Here is a 20,504-nt window from a genome sequence, read left to right on the forward strand (position 1 = left end):
CGCGGGCGCCAAGCCCGGCGTTCTAATTCTTGTCGCCGTTCAGGTTGCGGATGTTGAGCCGCTTCATCTTGCGGTAGATGGTGTTGCGGCTTGTGTTGAGATGCCGGGCCAGGTTGGTGATGTTCCAGCGGTGGCGCTCCAGCTCCTGGATCAGGGCGTCCCGCTCCGCGGCTTCCAGGGCGTTGAGCTTGGGGTCCCGCGCCGGAGGGGGCTCCGGGGGGGCGAGCCTCCGGCCGCCCAGGACTTCCACGGGCAGGTCCCGCACAGTGATGGTGTCGCCCTCGCACAGGGCGATGGCGGTGCGCAGCACGTTGCGCAACTGGCGGATGTTGCCCGGCCAGTCGTATTCCTCCAGCACCTGCAACGCCTCCGGATCGAGGCTGGCCCGATCGTTCCCCCCGGCCGCCTCCGCCAGCATGTGCTGGATGAGCTGGCGCTTGTCGGTGCGGCTGCGCAGGGGCGGCAAGGTCAGGGCGATGCCCTGGAGCCGGTAGTAGAGGTCCTCCCGGAATTCCCCCGCTGCCACCATCTCGCTCAGGTTGCGGTGGGTGGCGGAGATGAGCTGGATGTCCACCTTCACCGGGACCTCGCCCCCCAAGGGAAGCACTTCCCGCTCCTCCAGCACCCGCAGCAGCCGAGCCTGGAGGGGCAGGGGCATGTCGCCGATCTCGTCCAGGAACAGGGTGCCGCCGTTCGCCTGTAGGATCTTGCCCCGGCGCCCCTCCCGGGTCGCTCCGGTGAAGGCGCCCGGCTTGTAGCCGAAGAGCTCGCTTTCGATCAGGGTGTCGGGGATGGAGGCGCAGTTCACCGCCACGTAAGGCCGCTCCGCCCGGTTGCTGGCGTAATGGATGGCCTTGGCGAATATCTCCTTGCCCGTGCCTGTCTCCCCGTAGAGCAGGATGGGGATGTCCCGGTTCAGCACCCGCTTGGCGCAATAGACGTTGTGGGCCATCTTGGGATCGCCGAATTCCAGCATGTCGATGAGCTGGCGCGGCTGCGCTTCGGGGCCGCTCTTGGCCGGGGAGACGCGGCTCACGAACACTTCGCTTCCGCGGCGGGCCAGGCTCTCGGGTTGCTGGGCCACGGCGAAGAAACGGGAGCCGTGGCGGGCGCCGTACACCGGCACGGGATGGAAGGAGCTTTTGGCGCTGCGGGCCACCAGCTCGGGCAGCGCCGTGGTGAAGAGCTCGCCGATGTCGACGCCGAAGATCTCGGGCACGCTGCGCACGCCGAGCTGGAACAGGGCGCTGCGGTTGGCGGCAAGCAGCCTCCCTTCGGAGGAGAAGGCGAGAGCCCCCTCGTTCAGGGTGTAGACGAACTCCGGCCGGCTGTGGAAGCGCACGATGTAATCGTTCTTATAGGCGCTCATGAAGGCCTGGTTCTCGATCATCTGGGCCGACATGTTCACCAGCGCCACCGCGTACTGCTGGGGCAGGGCCGACTGGCTGGAGACGTCCAGCACCGCCCGCAGGTTCCCCTGCCCGTCGAAGATGGGGCCGGCGGAACAGGTGAGGCTGATGTTGCGGGCGAAGAAATGCTCCGTGCGGTGGATGACGATGGGGCTCTTTTCCACGAGACAGGTGCCCATGCCGTTGGTCCCCTGCTCCCGCTCGCTCCACACCGCGCCCTCGATGAGCCCCATGCGGGCGCCCGCCTTGGTGAAGATGGGATCGCCCACCAGGCTCAGGATTACCCCGTCGGCGTCGGTCAGCACCACCGCGAGCTGGGAGCCGGCCAGTTGCTGGTACAGGTTGGCCATTTCCAGCTTGGCGTGGGGCACGATGTCCGACAGGCGCTCGATGCGCTCCTTGAGCTCGGAAGCATTCACCACCAGGGGGGGATTGGGGCTGGCGGGGTCGAGCCGGTAGTCTTTCAGGCAGCGGATCCACGACTGGGTGACCCGGTTTTGCAGGGCGTGCTCGCCAAGACCGAGGGAGACGGTGGAGCACACCGATCGAACGTGTTTTTCGATCAGACTGAGGTCGGCCATATCCTCCTCCGCGCTGTCTGGGTTCCAGGGAAGCTTTGTTCCTGGAATCCATAGCGGTTTGTTTTATCGGTCGCGAGATCTGGCGAAAAGGCGAGTTAAAACCAGAACCTGCTCTACCATTCCTATGGGTAGCCACGCGGGTATTACAAACATAGCATCCCGCACCCCGTTTATCCATAGGCGGGCAAAAGTTCTCCCTTTAAACACGAGATAAGGGATGTTTTGCGCGCAGGAGCCGTCCCGCGTCCCGGGGAAGCTTTCTGGCATACTGGGCCGCTCACCACCCAGTTCCCCGGCCACGAGCCATGAGCCTGAAGCTGCGCCTGAACCTGCTCCTGAGCGCCCTCCTGGGGGCGGTCCTCCTCGCCAGCGCCTTTTTCGCCATGCAACGGGCCCGGGAGGACGTGCGGGCGGAAATCCAGTCCACCATGGACCTTTCCCAGCACATCCTGTGCGCCGGCGGGATCGGCGCCGGACCCGCCCTGGATCCGGAAGCCCTGGCGCGGGTGCGCCACTTTCGGATGGAACTCTACGACGCCGCCGGACGCCCAGTATACACGAGCCGGGACCGCCCGGACCCCGACCGGGGTGGAGCGCCCGAGTGGTTCGCCGCCGCCTTAACCCGCATGGCGCCCGCGTGGGAAGCGGTGCGCTGCCCCTGGCGGGCGGGCGAGCAGGCGATGGGCGAGCTGGTGATCCGCCCCGATCCGTCTTCCGAAATCCAGGAGGTATGGGAAGAAAGCGCGGGGCTCGCCCAGCTCGCGGCTCTCATCTTTCTGGGGGTGAACCTGGCCGTCTATGGCATCGTGGGGCGGGCCTTGCGCCCCGTGGACCGCATCCTGGAGGCGCTGACCGGGCTGGAGCAAGGTCGTCTCGAGACCCGGCTGCCCCAGTTCCCCCTGCCGGAGCTCGCCCGCATCGCCCGGGCTTTCAACCGCATGGCCGAGGCGCTGGAGCAGTCCATGACCCGCAATCGCCAGTTGAGCCGCCGGCTGCTGGAAGTGCAGGAGGACGAGCGCAAGCGCCTTGCCCGGGAACTGCACGACGAGCTGGGCCAGTACTTGAGCGCCATTCACGCTGAGGCGGCGGCGATCCTGAGCCAGGCGGAGCAGGTGCCGGCGTCCGCCCGGGCCAGCGCCCAGGCGATCGTGGAGGCGTGCCGGGCCATGATGGGCATCGTGCGCGGCATGTTGGCCCGGCTGCGCCCGGGAGCCCTGGACGAGCTGGGGCTCGAAGAGGCGCTGCGGGAACTGGTGGCCGGCTGGCGCCGGCGCCATTCCACCGTCGCCTGCACCCTGGAGTTCTCGGGGGACGTGGAGGACTTGGACGAAGGGGCGAAGGTGTGCCTCTACCGCCTGGTGCAGGAGGGGCTGACCAACGTGGCGAAGCACGCGGACGCCCGCCGGGTGGAGGTGCGGCTCGCGCGGACCGGAGGCAGCGGGCCGGAGGATCGGGTGAGCGTGGAGGTGCAGGACGACGGCCGGGGCCTCGCCCCGGACGCCTTCCAAGCTGGCCACGGGCTCCTGGGCATGCGGGAGCGGGTCGAATCCCTGGGAGGGCGGTTCACGGTGGAGAGCCTCCCGGAGGGAGGCGTGCGAGTGGCGGCTGAGTTGCCCGCGGGCGGGAGGGCTTGAGATGGACGCCGTGCCCGTGAGGGTGCTGCTGGCCGACGACCACGCGGTGGTCCGGGCCGGCTTCCGCCGGCTGCTGGAACAGCGACCGGAGATCCGGGTGCTGGCCGAGGCGGCAAGCGGCGAAGAGGCCTACCGGCTCTACGGGGAAATCCAGCCGGACGTGGTGGTGATGGACCTCTCCATGCCCGGCATGGGCGGCCTGGAGACGATCCGGCGCATCGTGTCCCGCGACGCCGCTGCCCGGGTCCTGGTCTTCAGCATCCACGAGAGCGAAGCCTTCGCCCTGCAGGCGTTGAAAAGCGGCGCCTTGGGCTACCTCACCAAGGCGGCGGCGCCCGAGGTGATCGTGAGCGCCGTGCACGCCGTGGCCCAGGGGCGCCGGTACCTCGGTCCCGACGTGGCCCAGCGGATCGCCTTGTACGCCGCGACGGGGGCGAATGACCCCCTGGCGTGCCTGAGCGCCCGGGAGTTCGAGATCTTCCAGCGGGTGGTGGAAGGGCATGGGCCCGAAGCCATCGCCCGGGACCTGCACCTCTCCGCCAAAACCGTCGCCAACTACACCACCCAGATCAAGCAGAAGCTGGGGGTCACGAGCCCCGTGGAGCTGGTGCGGCTCGCCCTCAAGCATCACTTGATCTCCGGTTGAGCCGCACCGGCGCTCCTCTGCCCCCGTCGGGAAAATTTCCCGGTGGGTTTTAAGCAATATCCGCACGCGGGCCAGTTCCCCGGGTTGCTAAGCTCCAGGCCGCAGGCTCGACGAAGCCGGCGATTTCGGTCACCAGGGGGGAGCATGACAAAGAAGAACGCGCTCGCGGGCTGGCTCGCGGGAACGATCGGGGCGCTGGGGGTGGCGGGCGTCGTCCACGCCGAGGAGCGGGCGACCCGGCTGGAGGCGCCCACGGTGGAAGTGATCGGCACCACGCCCTTGCCCGACCTGGGCGTGCCCCTGGAGCAGGTTCCCGCCAACGTCCAGGCGGCGACCGACCGGGAGATCCAGACCCAGAACCCCCTGGACCTTTCCGAGTTCATGGTGCGCAACTTGGGCAGCGTCCACGTCAACCAGGCCCAGAACAATCCCTTCCAGCCCGACGTGACCTACCGGGGCTTCACCGCCTCCCCCTTGCTCGGCAACCCCATCGGGCTTTCGGTGTTCGTGGACGGGGTGCGGGTGAACGAGGCCTTCGGCGACACGGTGAACTGGGACCTGATCCCCCTGTCGGCCATTTCCACCATCAACTTAATCCCGGGCTCCAACCCGGTGTTCGGCCTGAACACCCTGGGCGGGGCGCTCGCCATCCGCACCAAGTCGGGCTTCGACTACCCGGGTACCACGGGCCAGGCCTACGCCGGCTCCTTCGGGCGCAAGGCCTTCGACGTCGCCCACGGGGGGCATCGGGACCGGGTGGACTGGTTCGTCACGGCCAACCTCTTCGAGGAGGATGGCTGGCGGGATTTCTCCCCTTCCGAGGTCAAACAGTTCTTCGCCAAAGCGGGCTGGGAGGACGCCACGAGCGACCTGGATTTTTCCTACACCTTCGCGAAAAACGAGCTGGTGGGAAATGGCCTCGTCCCGGAAAGCTTCCTGGCCCAGCGCCGGGAGGCCATCTTCACCCATCCCGACGAGACCCGGCCGGAACTGCATTTTTTCAATCTCAAGGGCAGCCGCTGGTTCGGCGACAAGACGCTCCTCTCCGGCAACGCCTACTACCGCAAGCTGGACCTCGGCACGTTCAACGGAGACGCGGAATTCGACGACGGGGGCACTCCCTTGGACCCCACGGACGACGGTTATGAAGCGGAAAACCGCGCTACCCGCACCGCGAGCCGCGTCCTGGGCGCCACGGTGCAGTTGAGCCTCCTGGGGGAGCTTGCCGGGCGTGCCAACCAGCTCACCCTGGGCGCCAGCGTGGACCGGGGCCGCACCCGCTTCCGCCAGCTCGAGCAGGAGGCGGACTTTACCCCGGACCGGGGCACCGTGGCCACCGGCCCCTTCGAGCTGGATACCGCGGTGACCGGCCGCAACACCGCCTATGGCCTCTACTTCACCGACACCTTGTCCCTCACCGGGAAGCTGGCCTTGACCCTCTCGGGCCGCTACAACCGGGCAACAGTGCGGCTACGGGACGACACGGGGCTCGCGCCGGAACTGGAAGGCCGCCACACGTTCAACCGCTTCAACCCGGCGCTGGGGCTCACCTTCAACCCCCGGCAGGGACTCACCCTGTACGGGAGCTACCACGAGGGCTTCCGGGTGCCCACGCCCGTGGAGCTCACCTGTGCCGACGAGAACGATCCCTGCGCCCTGCCGGTGGGCTTCGTCGCCGACCCGCCCTTGGAGCCGGTGGTGGCGAAGACTTGGGAGGTGGGGGCCCGGGGCCGCTTCGGGGGGAGCCTCAAGTGGAGCGCGACGGCCTACCGTACCGAGCTCAAGGACGACATCCTGTTCGTCTCCACTGGCGTGGGCCTGGGCTTCTTCACCAACGTGGACAAGACCCGCCGGCAGGGTATCGAGCTGGGGCTCGCCGGCCAGGCAGGACCCTTCGAGTGGTTCGCCAACTACGGCTTCGTGGACGCCACGTTCCGGTCTGCGGCCAGCCTGTTCAACCCGGTGGCGAATCCCCTGGACCCGGCCCAGCCGGCCACCATCGACGTGTCGGAAGGAAACCGGCTGCCCGGCATTCCCCGCCACACCCTGAAGCTGGGCGGCGTCTACCGGGTGAGCGAGCGCTTCACCGTGGGCGCCCAGGCTCTCTACGCCTCCAGCCAGTTCCTGCGGGGGGACGAGAACAACCAGCGCGGCGAGCTTTCGGGCTACACGGTGGTGAACCTGAACCTGGACTACCGCCTCTCCCGCCACTGGGTGTTCTTCGCCAAGGTGGACAACCTGTTCGACGCCCGTTACGAGACCTTGGGGGCGTTCAACCGCAACGCCTTCGATCCGGCCACCGGCCAACCCTTGGATCAACTGGGGCCCGTGGAGCGCTTCGTCGCGCCGGGCGCCCCCCGGGCTGGCTGGGTAGGGGTGAAGTACCAGTTCGACGTCCCGCCCAGGCACTAAGGAACCCTAGGCCGCAGCGCTCACCGGTTTGTCGTAGGCCTATCCTCCCCTGGGGCGCTCGCCACCACGAGCGCCCGCTTTTTTTGGGGCTCCCGCTACACCCTGTTTCAGGATTGGGACACTGGATCGGTCCAGGGAAACCCCGCGGCAGGGCGCTTCGGGTTTCCCCATGGGGAAGGGGCGTGGCATGATTCCTGCCTCCGGCAGGAAAAACGTTCCAAGAAATCCTCGGGGAGGAGAAATCGGGTGTCCGCGTTTATCCCTCGTCCGCCGAAGGCATGGCGGATCGCCGCCTTGCTGCCCTGGTTCGCCGCAGCCGCCTGGGCCGAGAATCCGGCTGCCACCCTGGAAGCGCCCACGGTGGAAGTGGTGGGTACGACACCCCTGCCCAGCGTGGGGGCTCCCCTGGAACAGGTGCCGGCGGCGGTCCAGGCCGCCACTGGGGAGCAAATCCGGCGGCAGCAGGCCCTGGACCTTTCCGACTTCATGGAGAGGAACCTGGCCGGCGTCACGGTGAACGCCGCCCAGGCGAACCCCTTCCAGCCGGACTTGAGCTTCCGGGGCTTTTCCGCCTCGCCGCTTCTGGGCACGCCCCAGGGCCTCTCGGTGTTCGTGGACGGGGTGAGGGTGAACGAGGCCTTCGGCGACACGGTGAACTGGGATCTGATTCCCCGCTCGGCCATCTCCAGCATCAACCTGATTCCCGGCTCCAACCCCCTGTTCGGCCTGAACACCCTGGGTGGCGCCCTGGCGGTGCACACCAAGTCCGGCTTCCAGTACCCGGGCTTCGCCGCCCAGGCCCTGGCGGGCTCCTGGGACCGGCGAGCAGTGGAGTTCGAATACGGAGGCTTCCGGGACCGGGTGGATTGGTTCGTCACCGGCAATCTCTTCGATGAGGACGGCTGGCGGGAGCACTCCCCCTCGAAGGTGCGGCAGCTCTTCGGCAAGCTCGGCTTCGAGGACGACGTCATGGACCTGGACGCGAGCTTCACCCACGCCGACAACACCCTGGAGGGGGTTCAGGCGCTGCCCTTGTCGATGCTGGGCCGGCCGGAGCAGGCCTACACCTGGCCCGACCGCACCCGCAACCGGCTCAATTTTTTTAGTCTCAAGGGCAGCCGGGTGTTCGGCGAAGACAAGATCCTCGCCGCCAACGTCTATTACCGCAGGCTCTACAGCGACAACTTCAGCAGCAACGTCAACGATGAGTTCGACCCCGTGACCAGCCCCAACCCGGCGTTCAACGACCTGAGCGTCACCGATCAACGGGGCTATGGCGGCTCGGTGCAGTGGACCCTGCTCGGCCGTCTCCTCGAGCGGGCGAACCAGTTCACCCTCGGCGCGAGCCTGGACCGGGGGGAGACCGACTTCAGCCAGTTCGAGCAGGAGGCGGCGTTCACCCCCGACCGGGGCACGGTGGCCACCGGGGATTTCGAGCTGGAAACCGACGTGAACGCGGTGAACCGCTACGCGGGGCTCTACTTCACCGATACCTTGTCCCTGACCGAACGCCTGCACCTCACCGTCTCGGGGCGCTACAACCGGGCCCGGCTCAGGATCCGGGACAAGACGGGACTGGAGCCCGCCTTGAACGGGGACCACACCTTTTCCCGCTTCAATCCGGCGGCGGGGGTGGCCTACAACCTGGTCCCGAGCCACACCCTGTTCCTCGCCTACAACGAAGGCATGCGGGCTCCCACCCCGGTGGAGCTCACCTGCGCCGACCCTCTGGCCCCGTGCCGGCTGCCCAACGCTTTCCTGGCCGATCCGCCCTTGAAGGAGGTGGTTTCCCGGACCTGGGAGACAGGCCTGCGGGGCCGCGTCGCCGGCCGCCTGGGCTACAGCTTGAGCCTCTACCGGACCCACCTCCAGGACGACATCCAGTTCGTGAGCAGCGGCGGGGCCATCAACGCCGGGTTCTTCCAGAACGTGGGGACCACCCGCCGCCAGGGGCTGGAGCTTACCCTGCAGGCGGATTGGGGCCGGTTGCGGCTTCTGGGGAGCTACAGCTTCATCGACGCCACTTTCCGCACCCCCTTCCTGCTGAACAGCCCCAACAATTCCTCGGCCCAGCCCATCCAGGGGCCGAACGACATCCAGGTGCGGCCCGGCGACCGCATCCCGGGCATTCCCCGCCACGTCCTCAAGCTGCGGGCCGAGTATTCGGTGAGCGAAGCGTTGTCCCTGGGCGCGAGCCTCCAGGCGGCGAGCAGCCAGTTCGCCCGGGGGGACGAGAACAACCAGGACGTCCACGGCCCGGTGCCGGGCTACGCGGTCCTCAACCTGGATGCTCGTTATCGCCTGTTCCGCCGCTGGGAGCTCTTTTTCAAGCTGAACAATCTGCTGAACGAGCGCTACGAGAACTTCGGCGTGCTGGGGGAGAACTTTTTCCGCGGCCCCGGCAACACCTTCGATCCGGGGAGCGCCGCCCCCGAGCAGTTCCGCTCCCCCGGCGCCCCCCGGGCGGCCTGGGTCGGGCTGCGTTACGCCCTGGGAGGCGGGGCGGGGGGAGGGGACGACTGAACCGGGAACGAAAAGGGGCTGCCTCGCGGCAGCCCCCGAAAGACGAGAGAGCGGAGAAAATCAGCGGTTGGCGATGTACAGGGTGACTTCGAAGCCGAACCGCATTTCGGTGAATTGGGGCTTGGTCCACATGGCGAATCCTCCTTGTCCTGCGCCAGAAATTTCAGCTTCCAATATAAGATCGAGACTCCAGATCTTGTATTGGGAAAAGCCTGGATCGGGCCTAAGGATTTTCATGAGCTAAGGCTCCAGCAACCCCGCCCGCAGGGCGATCAGGGTGAGTTCCGCGGCGTTGGAGGCGTTCAGCTTCTGCTTGATGTTGTACAGGTGGGTGCCCACCGTGCGGGGGCTCAGGTACAGCATTTCGGCGATCTCGGCCACGGTCTTGCCCTGGGCGAGGAGCAGGAACAGCTCGAATTCCCGCGGGCTCAAGACTTCCACCGGGTTGCGGGTTCCGGTCACCTGCTGGATCGCCAGTTGCTGGGCCAGGGCCGGCTCCAGATAGACCTTGCCGGCGGCCACCTGCCGCACCGCCTGGATCAGCTCCTCGGGCGCGCTGCGCTTGGAGAGATAGCCCAGGGCCCCCGCTTCCAGGACCCGCTTCGGGTGCAGGGTGTCGTCGTGGGCCGAGAGCACCAGGATGCGGGCGTCCTTGTCCTTGGCGAGCAGGCGCCTCACCGCCTCCATCCCCCCCATGCCCGGCATGGAAAGGTCCATCACCACCACGTCCGGCCGGGCCTCCGGATAGCGCTTGAGCGCCTGCTCGCCGGTGTCGGCTTCCGCCACCACCCGGATGTCGGGCGTGCTCTCCAGCAGCAGGCGGAAACCCATGCGGACCACCGCGTGGTCGTCCACCAGCATGACCTTGAGCGGGGAAGCGATCATAAAAAACAGTTTAACCCGCCGCCACCGCCGCCTGGACGGGCAGTGGAATCACCGCCCGCACCCGCACGCCTGCGCCGGGATGGCCCTCCACCGAGAAGCGGCCTTTGAGGGCCTGCACCCGCTCCCGCATGCCCAGGAGCCCGTAGCCGACCCGGACGGAGGCGCCGCCATTGCCCATGCCCCGGCCGTCGTCCTGGACCGTGACCTGCACCGCTTCCTCCCCGCTTTCCGGGTCGATCCCGCGCACCACCTGCACCTCGGCGCGGGAAGCGCCCGCGTGCTTGACCACGTTGGTCAGGCACTCCTGGACGATGCGGTAGACCGTGATGTTGACCTCCTCCCCCAGGTCCTCCAGCTTGCCTTCGAGCTTGAGGGAGAAATACACCTCGGGGTGGGCGGCTCGCCAGGTCTCCATCGAATCCTGGAGCGCCTCGGGCAGCCCCAGGTGGTCCAGAGCCGAAGGCCTGAGGTTGCGGATCATGCGATGCACCAGGTCGTAGAGGTGCCCGGCGATGGAGACGATGGTCTTCGCCTGCTCGTGGGCCTGGAGGTCGCTCTGGGCGGTGCGCTGGGCGATGGTCATGCCGATGGTCTTGATCGCGGTGGCGCACTGGCCCAGCTCGTCGTGCAATTCCCGGGCGAGGCTGCGGCGCTCCTCTTCCACGTGGCGCTGGATGAGCTGGGTGAGCCGGCGATTTTGTTCCAGCTCCCGGGCGATCGCCTCGGCCCGCTTTTTCTCGGTGATGTCCCGCAGGCTCACGATCTCGCCGAGCACCTGGCCGTTAGCGGGGTCCGTGAGGGGCGCGGCGGAGAGGGTCAAATCCAGCACCCGAGCGTCCCGGGTGAGCCACCGGGTCTCCGCGTTGTCGATGCGCCCGCCCCGCAGCAGCGCGGCCAGCGCCTCGGCTGCCTCGCCCTCGCCGGGCATGAGGACGCGGGCGGGCCGCCCCAGGATCTCCCCGGCGGCGTAGCCGAAGAGCCGCTCGGCGGCGGGATTCCAGAAGGTGATCTTTCCCTGGGGGTCCAGGATCATGGTGGCGTCCCCTGACTGCTGCACGGCAAGCGCCAGGCGCTGGTTCTCCGCCATGCTGCTCTCCAGAGCCTGGGCCATGCGGTTGAAGGTGTGGCTGATGGCGGACATCTCGGGCAGGGCGAAATCGGGGAGCCGCGCGTCCAGACGGCCCTGTTCCATCCGCGAAAGGCCCTCCAGGATGGTCTTCACGGGCTTCAACGCCCGCTCCACCAGCCAGAACACCAGCACGTTCACCAGCACGAAGAAGGCGGCGGCGATCCAGGCCAGGCTTTTCAGGTCGTCCCAGGCGTCCAGGGTGGCGCGGGAAGGATCCGGGATCACCTCCAGGAAGCCCCCCTGGAAACGCAGGAAAACCAGGGACTCCTTCGGGCTCACCAGGCGGCTGAACCACTGGGGCGCGTAGCGTCCCGCCTTGTAGGTGGAAGGAGGCGAGACATAGACCAGGTCGCCCAGGCTGTTGTAGCAGCGGATCTCGTTGGAACGCACCCGGCCCAGGGAGTTGAGGAAGTTGAGCATCACCTGGAGCTGGGACTCGGAGTGGGGCACGAACCGGCTGGTGTAGATGACGGTGGTGAGCAGTTGCACGGTGACCCGGGTGGCGGCCCGAACCTCCTCGCCGATGGACTTGCGCATGTTGTCCAGCATCATGGCGCCGCTCGCCACCAGGAACAGCACCATGAGGGTCGTGCACAGCAGGTTGATGCGGGTTCTCAAGCGCATGAGGCAGACTCAAGCCGCGCCTTGAACGCTTCCCCTGCCGCGAGCATGGCCTGGCCTATGGCGGGAGAGCCGGCGGAGTGCCCTCCGCCTTCCACCAGGATGAGCCGGGCCTCGGGCCACGCTGCCTTGAGCCGGAAGGCCGCGACGGGCGGACAGATCAGGTCCAGCCGGCCCTGCACCAGGGTGCAGGGGATGTGACGGATGTTCGGGACCCCGCGGAGCAGCCCGCCCGGGTCCAGAAAACAACCATGGACCAGGTAGTGGGTCTGGATCCTGGCCTTGGCGAGGAGTTTCTCAGGAGGAGGGGGCTCGCTGGAGACCGGGTCCACGAGGCCCATGGCTCGCTGCTCGTAAGCCTCCCAAGCCCGCGCTGCCGCGAGGGCCAGGTTCCGGTTCGTTCCGTGCAGGGCCCGATGGTAGCGCTCCAGGAGGCTTTCTTCCCCGGGCACGGCGCGGGAGAAGGCCTCCCATGCGTCGGGCAGGAAACGGGCGAGCCCCTGGAGGTACCAGTGGACTTCTTCTTCGGTGCCCAGGAAGACGCCCCGCAGCAAGAGCCCCGCGCAGGCGGAAGGATGAGCCCGGGCATAGGCTAGGGCGAGGGTCGCCCCCCAGGAGCCGCCGCACACCAGCCAGCGTTCCACGCCCAGGTGGGCCCGCAACGCTTCCATGTCCTCCAGGAGAAAAGGGAGCGAGTTCTCCTGGACAGCGCCAAGAGGGGTGCTCTGGCCGCAGCCCCGCTGGTCGAAGAGCACCACCCGGTAGAAGGCGGGATCGAAGAAGCCCCGGCTCGTGGGGTTCGAGCCGCTTCCCGGGCCGCCGTGCAGCACGATGACCAGGCGGCCCCTGGGGTTGCCGCTTTCCTCGTAATAGAGGCGATGGAGGCCCCGGGGGAGCCAGCCTCGGGCGTGGGGTTCGGCATAGGGGTAAAGCCCCGTCATCCCCGTTCCTCCAGGCGGAAGTGGATGGGGACGGTGACCTCGTACCACCCACGCAGGCTCGAAGGCGGGGGCTGGCGGGAGAGGGCCTTGCGCACCATGTCCAGGGCCTGGCGGTCCAGCACCTCGTGGCCGCTGGATTCCGCCACCTTCACTTCCTGGACTTGGCCGTTGGGGCCGATGCGCACCAGGATCTGGGCGGTTCCCTGCCAGCCCCGGACCCGGGCGATGCGCGGGTACTGCCTGTGCTCCGCCGCCGCGGCGCTCAGGCTGCGCTCGTACCCCTGAAGGGTTTCCCTGTCCCGCAGCAAGGCGGCCTGGGATTCCGCCGGCGGCAGGGGAGCGGGGCTCAAGACCGGTGCCGGGGCCGCTGGCTCGGCCGCGGGGGGCAGGGCCGCCACGGGACCCGGCGACTCGGCCGGCGGGGCGGGGGGTTCCACGGGAGAGGCCTGCACGGGTTCTTCCGCCAGCGGGCTCGCAGGCTTGGCCTGGGCGACGGGCTTCTGCGGCGTGGGCTTCCTCCGCTCCACCGGCCGGGCCTGAGGAACGGAGTCCGGTTTGGGTTTCTCGGCCGCCAGCGGTCGGGGCGGCGGGGGCGACGCCTCCTCGATCTGCACCGGCGCGACGGAGACCAGTTGAACTTCCAGCACCTCCACCGGCTTGGGCGGGGTCGGGGAGGGGGCGGGCACCAGGTAAACGGTCAGGCCATGGGCCGCCAGCGACAGCATCAGCGCCAAGAGGAGTCGCCGGTTCGAGTTCGAATCGGACGGACCGGAGAGATCCTCGGGCAGCAAGACGTCCTCGGGGCGTTGTTCGGCTGCGTCTCGCCCGGCCATTTCACGAAGTCGCCCCTGGAACGAGGCCACGCTGTGCAGTGTCATCGGGTTGGGGGTCAGCCCGGCCAGTCTCACGAAGGCGTCCTCCAAAAGAGGCCGCCCTGGGCAATCGTGAAATAATCCAAGCTAGCCTAGTGCAACGCCTGACCCCGGTAAATAAAGCGGTGAAAGATCATGAAAATCATGAGCCCCGGGTCACGATTTCCCGACTGCCGCAGGCCCGAGGCTGCGCCGAAGATTAAGTCCGGGAAGCCTTGGGGGCAAGTCCCGGGGCGTTCCTCCCGGACGCCGTCCGGGTTGTTTCCATTCCAACATTGAAGGAGGTTTCCACGATGGCTTGGACCAAACCCCAGTTCAGCGACATGCGCTTCGGCTTCGAAGTCACGATGTACATCGCCAATCGCTGAAGCGTTTCCCGCTCTCCGCGGGCGGGCATGACGTCCATAGCCCGCGCGCAGGGAACGTGCATGCCGTAACATTCGATCGGGCGGCAGGGGGACCCGGCCGCCCGATCGCGTCGGAACTCGTTCGAAAGACGGCGTCCTAAGGCAGAAGAAAAGCCTTTGCCAGGAGCCCTTCGCTCCATTCCACCCGGGCGGACCGCGGGCTGGAAATAATCTACGTAAAGAAAGGAGAAAGGATGAAGCGTCGTTTCCCTATCGGCCGGTTCCCTTTGCTGCTGTTTCTCCTACCGCTCTGGAGCTGGGCCGTGCCGCTCGCCTACGTGCCGAACGAAGAGAGCGGCACCATTTCGGTGATCGACACGGTAGAGGACAAGGTGATCGCCGAGATCCGGGCCGGGAAGAAGCCGCGGGGCCTGGCGATCAGCAAGGACGGCAAATACCTTTACGTGAGCGATCAGCCCAACAACGCGCTGGTCATCGTGGACCTGGAGAAGCGCGCCGCCGTGGGCCAGGTCGCCCTGGGCGAGTCGCCGGAGGGGGTGAGTGTCTCGCCCGACGGCCAGTGGGTGGTGGCGGCGGTGGAGTTGTCGAACAGCGTCGCCTTCGTCGATACCGCCACCAACCAGAAGCGCTTCAGCGTCAAGGTCCAGGGCAAAAACCCGGAGCACGCGGTGTTCAGCCCGGACGGGAAGTGGTTGTACGTGAGCGCCGAGGAAGCCGAGCAGGTGGACGTGATCGACGTGGCGAAACGCGAGCAGGTGACCGCCATCCCGGTGGGGCGCCGGCCGCGGGGCATCGGCTTTCTCCCCAACGGCGGCCGGGCCTACGTGGCCTGCGAGCTGGCGAACGAGGTTTACGCCATCGACGTGGCGAGCCACAAGGTGCTGGCCGTGATCAAGGCGGGCAACTACTCCAATGGCGTCGCCGTGCGCCCGGACGGGAAGAAGGTGTACGTGTCCAATGGCAGGGACGCCACCTTATCGGTGATCGACACCGCCGAAAACCGCATCGTCGCCACGGTGCCGGTGGGCAAGCGCCCCTGGAACATGGCCATTACGCCCGACGGAAGCAAGCTCTACGTGGCCAACGGGCGCTCCAACTCGGTGTCGGTGATCGACACGGGTACTGACAAGGTTTTGCGGGAGATCCCGGTGGGAGAGCGGCCATGGGGCGTGGTAATCAGATAGCGGCGGGCGCGCCGCGGGCATCCCCCGGAGTCCTCGAGCGCGGCGGCGAGCGCTATCACTGGATCGCGATCCTGCTGCACTGGGGGATCGCCGCCCTGATCTTCGGCCAGTTCGCCCTCGGGTGGTACATGGTGGACCTGCCCAAGGGCTCGCCGGAGCGCTCCTGGTTCTTCGCGCTCCACAAATCCATGGGCTTGACCATCGCCATGCTCATCGCGGTGCGCATCGCCTGGCGCCTGACCCACCCGGCCCCGGCCCTGCCGGCGTTCCTGCCGGCGTGGAAGGCCCGCGCGGCGGCCATCAATCACCGCCTGCTCTACCTGTGCATGGTGCTGATGCCCCTCTCCGGCTATCTCTCTTCCTCCTTCACCAAGTACCCGATGAAGTTCTTCGGGCTGCCGTTCCCCAAGCTGGGCTGGGAGCACGAGCTGGTGAACCAGGTGTTCACCACCCTCCACGTGACCACGTCCTACGCGTTCATCGTCCTGATCGTGCTGCACGTGGCCGCGGCGACCCAGCACCTCCTGCGCCGGGACGGGGTGTTCAACCGGATGCTGCCGTGAGAGCGGTATTCCCCCCGGCGCAGCCGGGGGGAATCGACCCGAATATGCCGCCTCACGCCTTCGGGAATTTGTACGGCAGCGAGCGGGCCCGGAGGAACTCTCCCTCGGTGTTCTTGCTGTAAGGCATCTGGAGCTGCCGGGCCTTCATCAGGCTGGCGTACACCTCACGGCTGTTCTTGTCCTTGGCGATGATGTCCCCGATCACCTCGCCCACCGCGTTGCCGATGGCCACCAGGGACTCGTCGTCGATTACCTTCACCTGGACGCCGTGCTTGGTCACGTACTCTTCGAGCTGAGGGCCGCTGTACCAGACGAACTCGCTCAGCATGCGCACGTTGGTGGCGTAGGCGCACTGCTCCACCAGCAGCTTGTTCTCGGCGGAGAGGGCGTCCCAGGCCTTGCTGTTGACGAACAGCTCCAGGGACGTGCCGGACTCGTGCCACCCGGGGGTGTAGTAGTACTTGGCGTAGCGGTAGAAGGCGAGGGAGGCCTCGCCATAGGGGTTGTTCCATTCGACCCAATCGACCGCCCCCGAAGCCAGCGCCGCCGTCACCTCGCTGCCCAGCACGTTGACCACGGTGGCGCCGAGGCGCTGCATGGCTTCGGCGGCGATGCCGGGCATGCGCATTTTCAGGCCCTTGAAGTCGGCTAGCGACTTGATCTCCTTGCGCGACCAGCCGGGGGCCTGCACGCCGGTGTTGCCGCACAGCACGAACTTACAGCCGAGCTGCTCCCGGTAGACCTTGTCCGCGAGCTCCTTGCCGCCGCCGAAGTAGTACCAGGCATTGTATTCCTGGGCCGTGAGGCCGAAGGGGAAGTTGCTCAGAAACTGGGCGGCCAGTGCCTTGCCTTTCCAGTAGTAAGGACAGCCGTGGCCGGCTTCCACCGTGCCCCTGCCCACCGCGTCGATCGCCTCCAGCGCCGGCACGATTTCGCCGGCCGGATAGAGCTCGATGGTGAACTTTCCGCCGGAGGTCTTGGTGACCATGTCGGCGAAGTACTGAGCGCCGGTTCCCAGGCCGGGAAGGTTGCGCGGCCAGGTGGTCACCATGGTCCACTTGATCCGGTTCTGGGAGATGGCGGGCGCCGAGAAACCCGCGGTGGCCGCCGCCGCGCTCGCCACGGCCACGCTTTTCAAAAACTTCCGGCGTTTGACGTCCTTCATGTTTCCACTCCTCCTGCAAGGTTGGCCTCTTCGCCCTTGCGCCCGACGCAAGGGGCCCTCCGTCTCTCAGCGCTCCGGGTTGTTTGCATGGACTTATTGCGGCCGCTTCGCGAGATCATCGGCCGCGGGGAGAGCCGCCGAATCGAGATCGAATCCTAGTATCGGCGAGAGGAAATATCACCTCAAACGATATTTTCCGATGGGCTCGAATTGAAAAACACGATCATTTTTCGGCGTCCGCCGGACAAAGACCCGGGGCTCCGGCGGAATCGCCCGTGCCGGTGGTATGGGCGGGAAATCCCGGCCAGGAGATCAATCGAAGATCACGCCGGGCAGCCAGGTGGCGAGGGCGGGGAACCAGGCGAGTATTCCCAGCCCCACGAGCTGCAGGACGACGAAGGGAACGACCCCGCGATAGATGTCTACGGTGCGCACCTGGGCGGGGGCCACTCCGCGCAGGTAGAACAGCGCCCAGCCGAAGGGGGGCGTGAGGAAGCTCGTTTGCAGATTCATCGCGAACATCACCCCTAGCCAGATCGGGCTCACGTCCATCATGAGAAGCGCCGGGGCGACGATGGGAACGACGATGAAGACGATCTCGATGAAGTCGATGATGAACCCGAGGAGGAACACCACGATCATGATGAGCAGCATGGCGGTGAAGAAGCCGCCCGGCAGGTTGGTGAAGAATTCGGTCACCATGTGGTCGCCGCCGAGCCCCCGGAAGGTGAGGGAAAACACCGAGGCGCCGAGGAGGATTCCGAACACCATGCAGGTGATGCGGGTGGTGACCCGGACCACTTCCCGCAGGACGGACAGGGACAACTGGCGCTGGAGCAAGGCGAGCAGGGTGGCGCCGACGGCGCCGAAGGACGCCGCTTCGCTGGGCGTCGCCAGTCCCCCGAGGATCGAGCCGAGGACCGCGACCACCAGGAAGGCCGGCGGGATGAGCGCGGTGGCCACCTTGTAGGCCAGCGCCCGCCGCGTGACCGTCTCGTCGTAGAGGGGCGGGCACTTTTGCGGCCGAAGAAAGGCGACGACGGTCAGGTAAGCCAGATAAAGGGCCACGAGCACCAGCCCGGGGATGAAGGCCCCGGCGAAAAGGTCGATCACCGAAAACGGCTTGACCGCCACGATGCCCCGGGCGAGCTGGGACTCCGAGTAGGTGCCGGCCAGCACGTCGCCGAGCAGCACCAGGGCGATGGACGGCGGGATGATCTGCCCCAGGGTGCCGGAGGCGCAGATGGTCCCGCAGGCGAGCCGATGGTCGTAGCCGGCCCGCAGCATGGTGGGCAAGCTGAGCAGGCCCATGGCGATCACCGTGGCGCCGACGATTCCGGTCGAGGCGGCGAGCACCGCGCCGACCAGGGTCACGGAGATTCCCAGCCCGCCGCGCAGCCGCCCGAAGAGCTGGCCCAGGGTGACCAGCAGGTCCTCGGCTATCTTGGACCGCTCCAGCATGACGCCCATGAAGACGAAGAGAGGCACCGCGACCAGGGTTTCGTTGGTCATGACGCCGAAATAACGCGAGGAGAGCGCCGAAAAGAGGCGCCAGTTGAAGACCTCGAACCCGATGCCCAGTGCAGCGAACAGGACGCCGACGCCGGCCAGGGTGAAGGCGACGGGATAGCCGAGGAGCAGCACGCCGCAAATAGACACCAGCAGAAGAATGGCCAGGATCTCTCCGCCGCCCATCGGCAAACCTCGTCAGTGAGTCGGGTTAAAGAGGCTAGACGATCTTGTTTTCATCGAACTGCTTCCCGTACTCATGGGCGCCTTTGAGCACCATGATGCTGCGGATGACGACCGCGATCCCCTGGATCAGCAGAACGACGACAAAGACGAGCAAGAAACTTTTGAGCAGGTAGAGGGCCGGCAGGCCGCCCGCCTCGCGGGAGGTTTCCAGCCGCTCCCAGGAGACGGCGACGTACGGGTAACAGGCCCACCATACGGCTCCGAGAAAGGGAAACAGGAAGAACAAGGTTCCCAAGAGATCGACCCAGGCCTTGTAGCGCAGGTTGGCCGAGCGATAGAAGATGTCCACCCGCACGTGGCTGTCGTAGAGCAGGGTGTAGCCCATCCCTACCATGAAGACGATGGCGTTGAGCCAGACGTAGGACTCCTGCAGCCATATCCAGCCGAGGCTGAAGACGTAGCGAAGAATCGCCACCGTGAAGCAGACGCCCACGACCCCCAGCATGAGCCAGGAAATGCTGCGCCCCAGGAAATCGTTGAAGCCCTCTATCCACGAGAGGACCCGTCTGATCTTCACCACCTTGATGGCTCCTCCAAAGGCTGTGACGTGAAAGTCCGCGCTGTTCGAGCGTCGCTCGCCTCTTCGTCAGGGGCGCAGGCTGCGAGCTCCTGGCTGCTCGTGCACCAGAGCAGGCACGACAGGCGGTATTGCCGCAGGATGGAAGCCCATGCCCCCGGTTTTTATCGGCTGCGGGATTGCTGCGAAATCATCCTGCAAAGAAGGATGATTATCAACACAAGTGCTTTTTTCGGATAAGTTTCTATCGCATTTTTTGATAGAAGCCGTGCCCTCCGACGCAAAGCGGGGAATTTTTATGCGGCTCGACTGCCGAGGGACGGGGTCTTCTTGAGGCGTTTCTTGCTCAGGGATGAAGGGGGCGACGGGACCCGGGCCGGAGTGGTGTTGCGGCCGGATTCCCGGCCTGCCCGGTCGAAATCGCTGACCCGTGCGGCAAGTTCCGTGACGAGCTGCGCCAGAGGCTGGAACTCGTCCATGGGATACATGGCGAAAAACTCCACTGGCGGCATGCCGCCCGTGGTGTGAACGATTCGCAGCGACCCCGCTTCGATCTCGCGGCGGTAGCAGCGCGGCGGCAAGAGGCTCACGCCGATGCCCGCCGTCACGAGGGTGGCGGCCACCGTCATGGAGTTGCACACGATGATCCTCCGGCAACGCACCTTGTTTTCCTTCATCCAGGACTGGATCCGGGCGTGGTGGTAGGACTGCCGGTTCAGGGTGATGAAGGGCCAGGGCTGCAGCTCCCTCGGGGCGACGGTGTCGTCGGGAATTCCCAGTCCCGGGCTCGCCATCCATTCCAGTTGTACGGAGCCGAGCGACTCGGTGACGTAATGGGTGCCGGGCGGGCGTCCCAGGGCGAATACCACGTCGAGGGAGCCGTTGCGCAGCTTTTCCGTCAGCTCGAAGGACAGGGCGACCTCCAGCTCCAGCATGACGTTGGGGTAGGTCTCCTGGAGGGTGCGGATGAAGCGGGGAAGCCAGGTGGAGGCGATGATCTCCACCACGCCGACCCGGATCAGGCCGCTCATCGCCTCGGGTGGGGTGATGCGCCGCTGCATTTCGGCCGTCAGCTCGATGAGCTGTTCCACGTAGGGCACCAGCTCCTTGCCCTTCGGCGTCAGGCGCGCGGTGCGGTGGGACCGGTCGAACAGCTTCACCCCCAGGGATTGCTCCAGCTCCTGGATGCGCATGGAAACGGTGGATTGGGTGGCGAAGACGCGCTCGGCGGCGGCGCTGAAGCTGCCGAGCCGTTCGATCCAGTAGAAGGTTTCAAGCTGTTTGATATTCATCCGTCGA

17 protein-coding genes are annotated in these 20,504 nt (G+C 66.7%); 7 read left to right on the forward strand and 10 right to left on the reverse strand.

The genetic code is table 11. From position 1 onward, the window contains the following. Positions 1–22 precede the first annotated feature (22 nt). Positions 23–1,990, reverse strand: a complete 1,968-nt coding sequence (locus ACTFO6_RS07600) for a sigma-54-dependent Fis family transcriptional regulator (RefSeq protein ID WP_439933852.1) — start codon at positions 1,988–1,990, stop codon at positions 23–25. Positions 1,991–2,295: 305 nt separating this feature from the next. On the opposite strand from ACTFO6_RS07600, the gene ACTFO6_RS07605 reads away from it, so the two are divergent. From ACTFO6_RS07605 to ACTFO6_RS07620, 4 genes are all read left to right on the forward strand, one after another. Then, entirely contained in the window at positions 2,296–3,624 is a 1,329-nt protein-coding gene (locus ACTFO6_RS07605; RefSeq protein WP_439933853.1) for a histidine kinase, read from the forward strand. 1 nt (position 3,625) lies between these two features. Next, entirely contained in the window at positions 3,626–4,270 is a 645-nt protein-coding gene (locus tag ACTFO6_RS07610) for a response regulator (protein WP_439933854.1), read from the forward strand. 144 nt (positions 4,271–4,414) lie between these two features. After that, complete coding sequence (locus tag ACTFO6_RS07615) at positions 4,415–6,682, forward strand: TonB-dependent receptor (RefSeq protein ID WP_439933855.1); 2,268 nt, start codon at positions 4,415–4,417, stop codon at positions 6,680–6,682. A gap of 246 nt (positions 6,683–6,928) precedes the next feature. Next, positions 6,929–9,205, forward strand: a complete 2,277-nt coding sequence (locus ACTFO6_RS07620) for a TonB-dependent receptor (RefSeq protein ID WP_439933856.1) — start codon at positions 6,929–6,931, stop codon at positions 9,203–9,205. A 60-nt stretch (positions 9,206–9,265) separates the two neighbouring features. Here ACTFO6_RS07620 and pqqA (ACTFO6_RS07625) read toward each other — a convergent pair whose 3' ends face one another. From pqqA (ACTFO6_RS07625) to ACTFO6_RS07645, 5 genes are read right to left on the reverse strand one after another with little or no spacing between them, the layout of a single operon-like run. Further along, complete coding sequence (gene pqqA / locus ACTFO6_RS07625) at positions 9,266–9,442, reverse strand: pyrroloquinoline quinone precursor peptide PqqA (protein ID WP_439933857.1); 177 nt, start codon at positions 9,440–9,442, stop codon at positions 9,266–9,268. A 3-nt stretch (positions 9,443–9,445) separates the two neighbouring features. After that, positions 9,446–10,090, reverse strand: a complete 645-nt coding sequence (locus ACTFO6_RS07630; RefSeq protein WP_439933858.1) for a response regulator — start codon at positions 10,088–10,090, stop codon at positions 9,446–9,448. A gap of 10 nt (positions 10,091–10,100) precedes the next feature. Beyond that, on the reverse strand, positions 10,101–11,843 hold the full coding sequence (locus ACTFO6_RS07635) for a PAS domain S-box protein (RefSeq protein ID WP_439933859.1): 1,743 nt from the start codon (positions 11,841–11,843) through the stop codon (positions 10,101–10,103). After that, positions 11,834–12,781, reverse strand: a complete 948-nt coding sequence (gene pip, locus ACTFO6_RS07640; protein ID WP_439933860.1) for a prolyl aminopeptidase — start codon at positions 12,779–12,781, stop codon at positions 11,834–11,836. The genes ACTFO6_RS07635 and pip overlap by 10 nt, the downstream gene beginning before the upstream one ends. Beyond that, a complete protein-coding gene (locus tag ACTFO6_RS07645; RefSeq protein ID WP_439933861.1) occupies positions 12,778–13,689 on the reverse strand; it encodes an energy transducer TonB in 912 nt (303 codons plus the stop codon). Before ACTFO6_RS07645 ends, pip begins: the two co-directional genes overlap by 4 nt. 257 nt (positions 13,690–13,946) lie before the next feature. Here ACTFO6_RS07645 and pqqA (ACTFO6_RS07650) point away from each other — a divergent pair, with 257 nt between their 5' ends. From pqqA (ACTFO6_RS07650) to ACTFO6_RS07660, 3 genes are all read left to right on the forward strand, one after another. Further along, a complete protein-coding gene (gene pqqA, locus ACTFO6_RS07650) occupies positions 13,947–14,021 on the forward strand; it encodes a pyrroloquinoline quinone precursor peptide PqqA (RefSeq protein ID WP_333842941.1) in 75 nt (24 codons plus the stop codon). A 233-nt stretch (positions 14,022–14,254) separates the two neighbouring features. Beyond that, positions 14,255–15,205, forward strand: coding sequence for a beta-propeller fold lactonase family protein (locus tag ACTFO6_RS07655; protein WP_439933862.1), 951 nt, complete (start codon positions 14,255–14,257; stop codon positions 15,203–15,205). Continuing rightward, entirely contained in the window at positions 15,184–15,768 is a 585-nt protein-coding gene (locus ACTFO6_RS07660; RefSeq protein WP_439933863.1) for a cytochrome b, read from the forward strand. The genes ACTFO6_RS07655 and ACTFO6_RS07660 overlap by 22 nt, the downstream gene beginning before the upstream one ends. Before the next feature lie 52 nt (positions 15,769–15,820). Here the strand turns inward: ACTFO6_RS07660 and ACTFO6_RS07665 are convergent, their stop codons facing one another. The 4 genes from ACTFO6_RS07665 to ACTFO6_RS07680 all read right to left on the reverse strand — a co-directional run bounded on the left by ACTFO6_RS07665 (position 15,821) and on the right by ACTFO6_RS07680 (position 20,497). Then, positions 15,821–16,933, reverse strand: a complete 1,113-nt coding sequence (locus ACTFO6_RS07665) for a TRAP transporter substrate-binding protein (RefSeq protein WP_439933864.1) — start codon at positions 16,931–16,933, stop codon at positions 15,821–15,823. Between the two features lie 312 nt (positions 16,934–17,245). Next, positions 17,246–18,628, reverse strand: coding sequence for a TRAP transporter large permease (locus ACTFO6_RS07670; protein ID WP_439933865.1), 1,383 nt, complete (start codon positions 18,626–18,628; stop codon positions 17,246–17,248). 34 nt (positions 18,629–18,662) lie between these two features. Next, positions 18,663–19,208, reverse strand: a complete 546-nt coding sequence (locus tag ACTFO6_RS07675) for a TRAP transporter small permease subunit (RefSeq protein WP_439933866.1) — start codon at positions 19,206–19,208, stop codon at positions 18,663–18,665. A 293-nt stretch (positions 19,209–19,501) separates the two neighbouring features. After that, positions 19,502–20,497, reverse strand: coding sequence for a LysR family transcriptional regulator (locus ACTFO6_RS07680; protein WP_439933867.1), 996 nt, complete (start codon positions 20,495–20,497; stop codon positions 19,502–19,504). Between the last annotated feature and the right edge of the window lie 7 nt (positions 20,498–20,504).

The sequence above is a fragment of the Pelomicrobium sp. G1 genome (assembly GCF_051905455.1).
In the GTDB taxonomy this organism is placed as follows: domain Bacteria; phylum Pseudomonadota; class Gammaproteobacteria; order Burkholderiales; family UBA6910; genus Pelomicrobium.

Bases quoted from the DNA above. Each gene is read 5' to 3' on its own strand.
- ACTFO6_RS07600 (WP_439933852.1), bottom strand. From the start codon at position 1,990: ATGGCCGACCTCAGTCTGATCGAAAAACACGTTCGATCGGTGTGCTCC.
- ACTFO6_RS07605 (WP_439933853.1), top strand. From the start codon at position 2,296: ATGAGCCTGAAGCTGCGCCTGAACCTGCTCCTGAGCGCCCTCCTGGGG.
- ACTFO6_RS07610 (WP_439933854.1), top strand. From the start codon at position 3,626: ATGGACGCCGTGCCCGTGAGGGTGCTGCTGGCCGACGACCACGCGGTG.
- ACTFO6_RS07615 (WP_439933855.1), top strand. From the start codon at position 4,415: ATGACAAAGAAGAACGCGCTCGCGGGCTGGCTCGCGGGAACGATCGGG.
- pqqA (WP_439933857.1), bottom strand. From the start codon at position 9,442: ATGAAAATCCTTAGGCCCGATCCAGGCTTTTCCCAATACAAGATCTGG.
- ACTFO6_RS07630 (WP_439933858.1), bottom strand. From the start codon at position 10,090: ATGATCGCTTCCCCGCTCAAGGTCATGCTGGTGGACGACCACGCGGTG.
- ACTFO6_RS07635 (WP_439933859.1), bottom strand. From the start codon at position 11,843: ATGCGCTTGAGAACCCGCATCAACCTGCTGTGCACGACCCTCATGGTG.
- pip (WP_439933860.1), bottom strand. From the start codon at position 12,781: ATGACGGGGCTTTACCCCTATGCCGAACCCCACGCCCGAGGCTGGCTC.
- ACTFO6_RS07655 (WP_439933862.1), top strand. From the start codon at position 14,255: ATGAAGCGTCGTTTCCCTATCGGCCGGTTCCCTTTGCTGCTGTTTCTC.
- ACTFO6_RS07660 (WP_439933863.1), top strand. From the start codon at position 15,184: ATGGGGCGTGGTAATCAGATAGCGGCGGGCGCGCCGCGGGCATCCCCC.
- ACTFO6_RS07665 (WP_439933864.1), bottom strand. From the start codon at position 16,933: ATGAAGGACGTCAAACGCCGGAAGTTTTTGAAAAGCGTGGCCGTGGCG.
- ACTFO6_RS07670 (WP_439933865.1), bottom strand. From the start codon at position 18,628: ATGGGCGGCGGAGAGATCCTGGCCATTCTTCTGCTGGTGTCTATTTGC.
- ACTFO6_RS07680 (WP_439933867.1), bottom strand. From the start codon at position 20,497: ATGAATATCAAACAGCTTGAAACCTTCTACTGGATCGAACGGCTCGGC.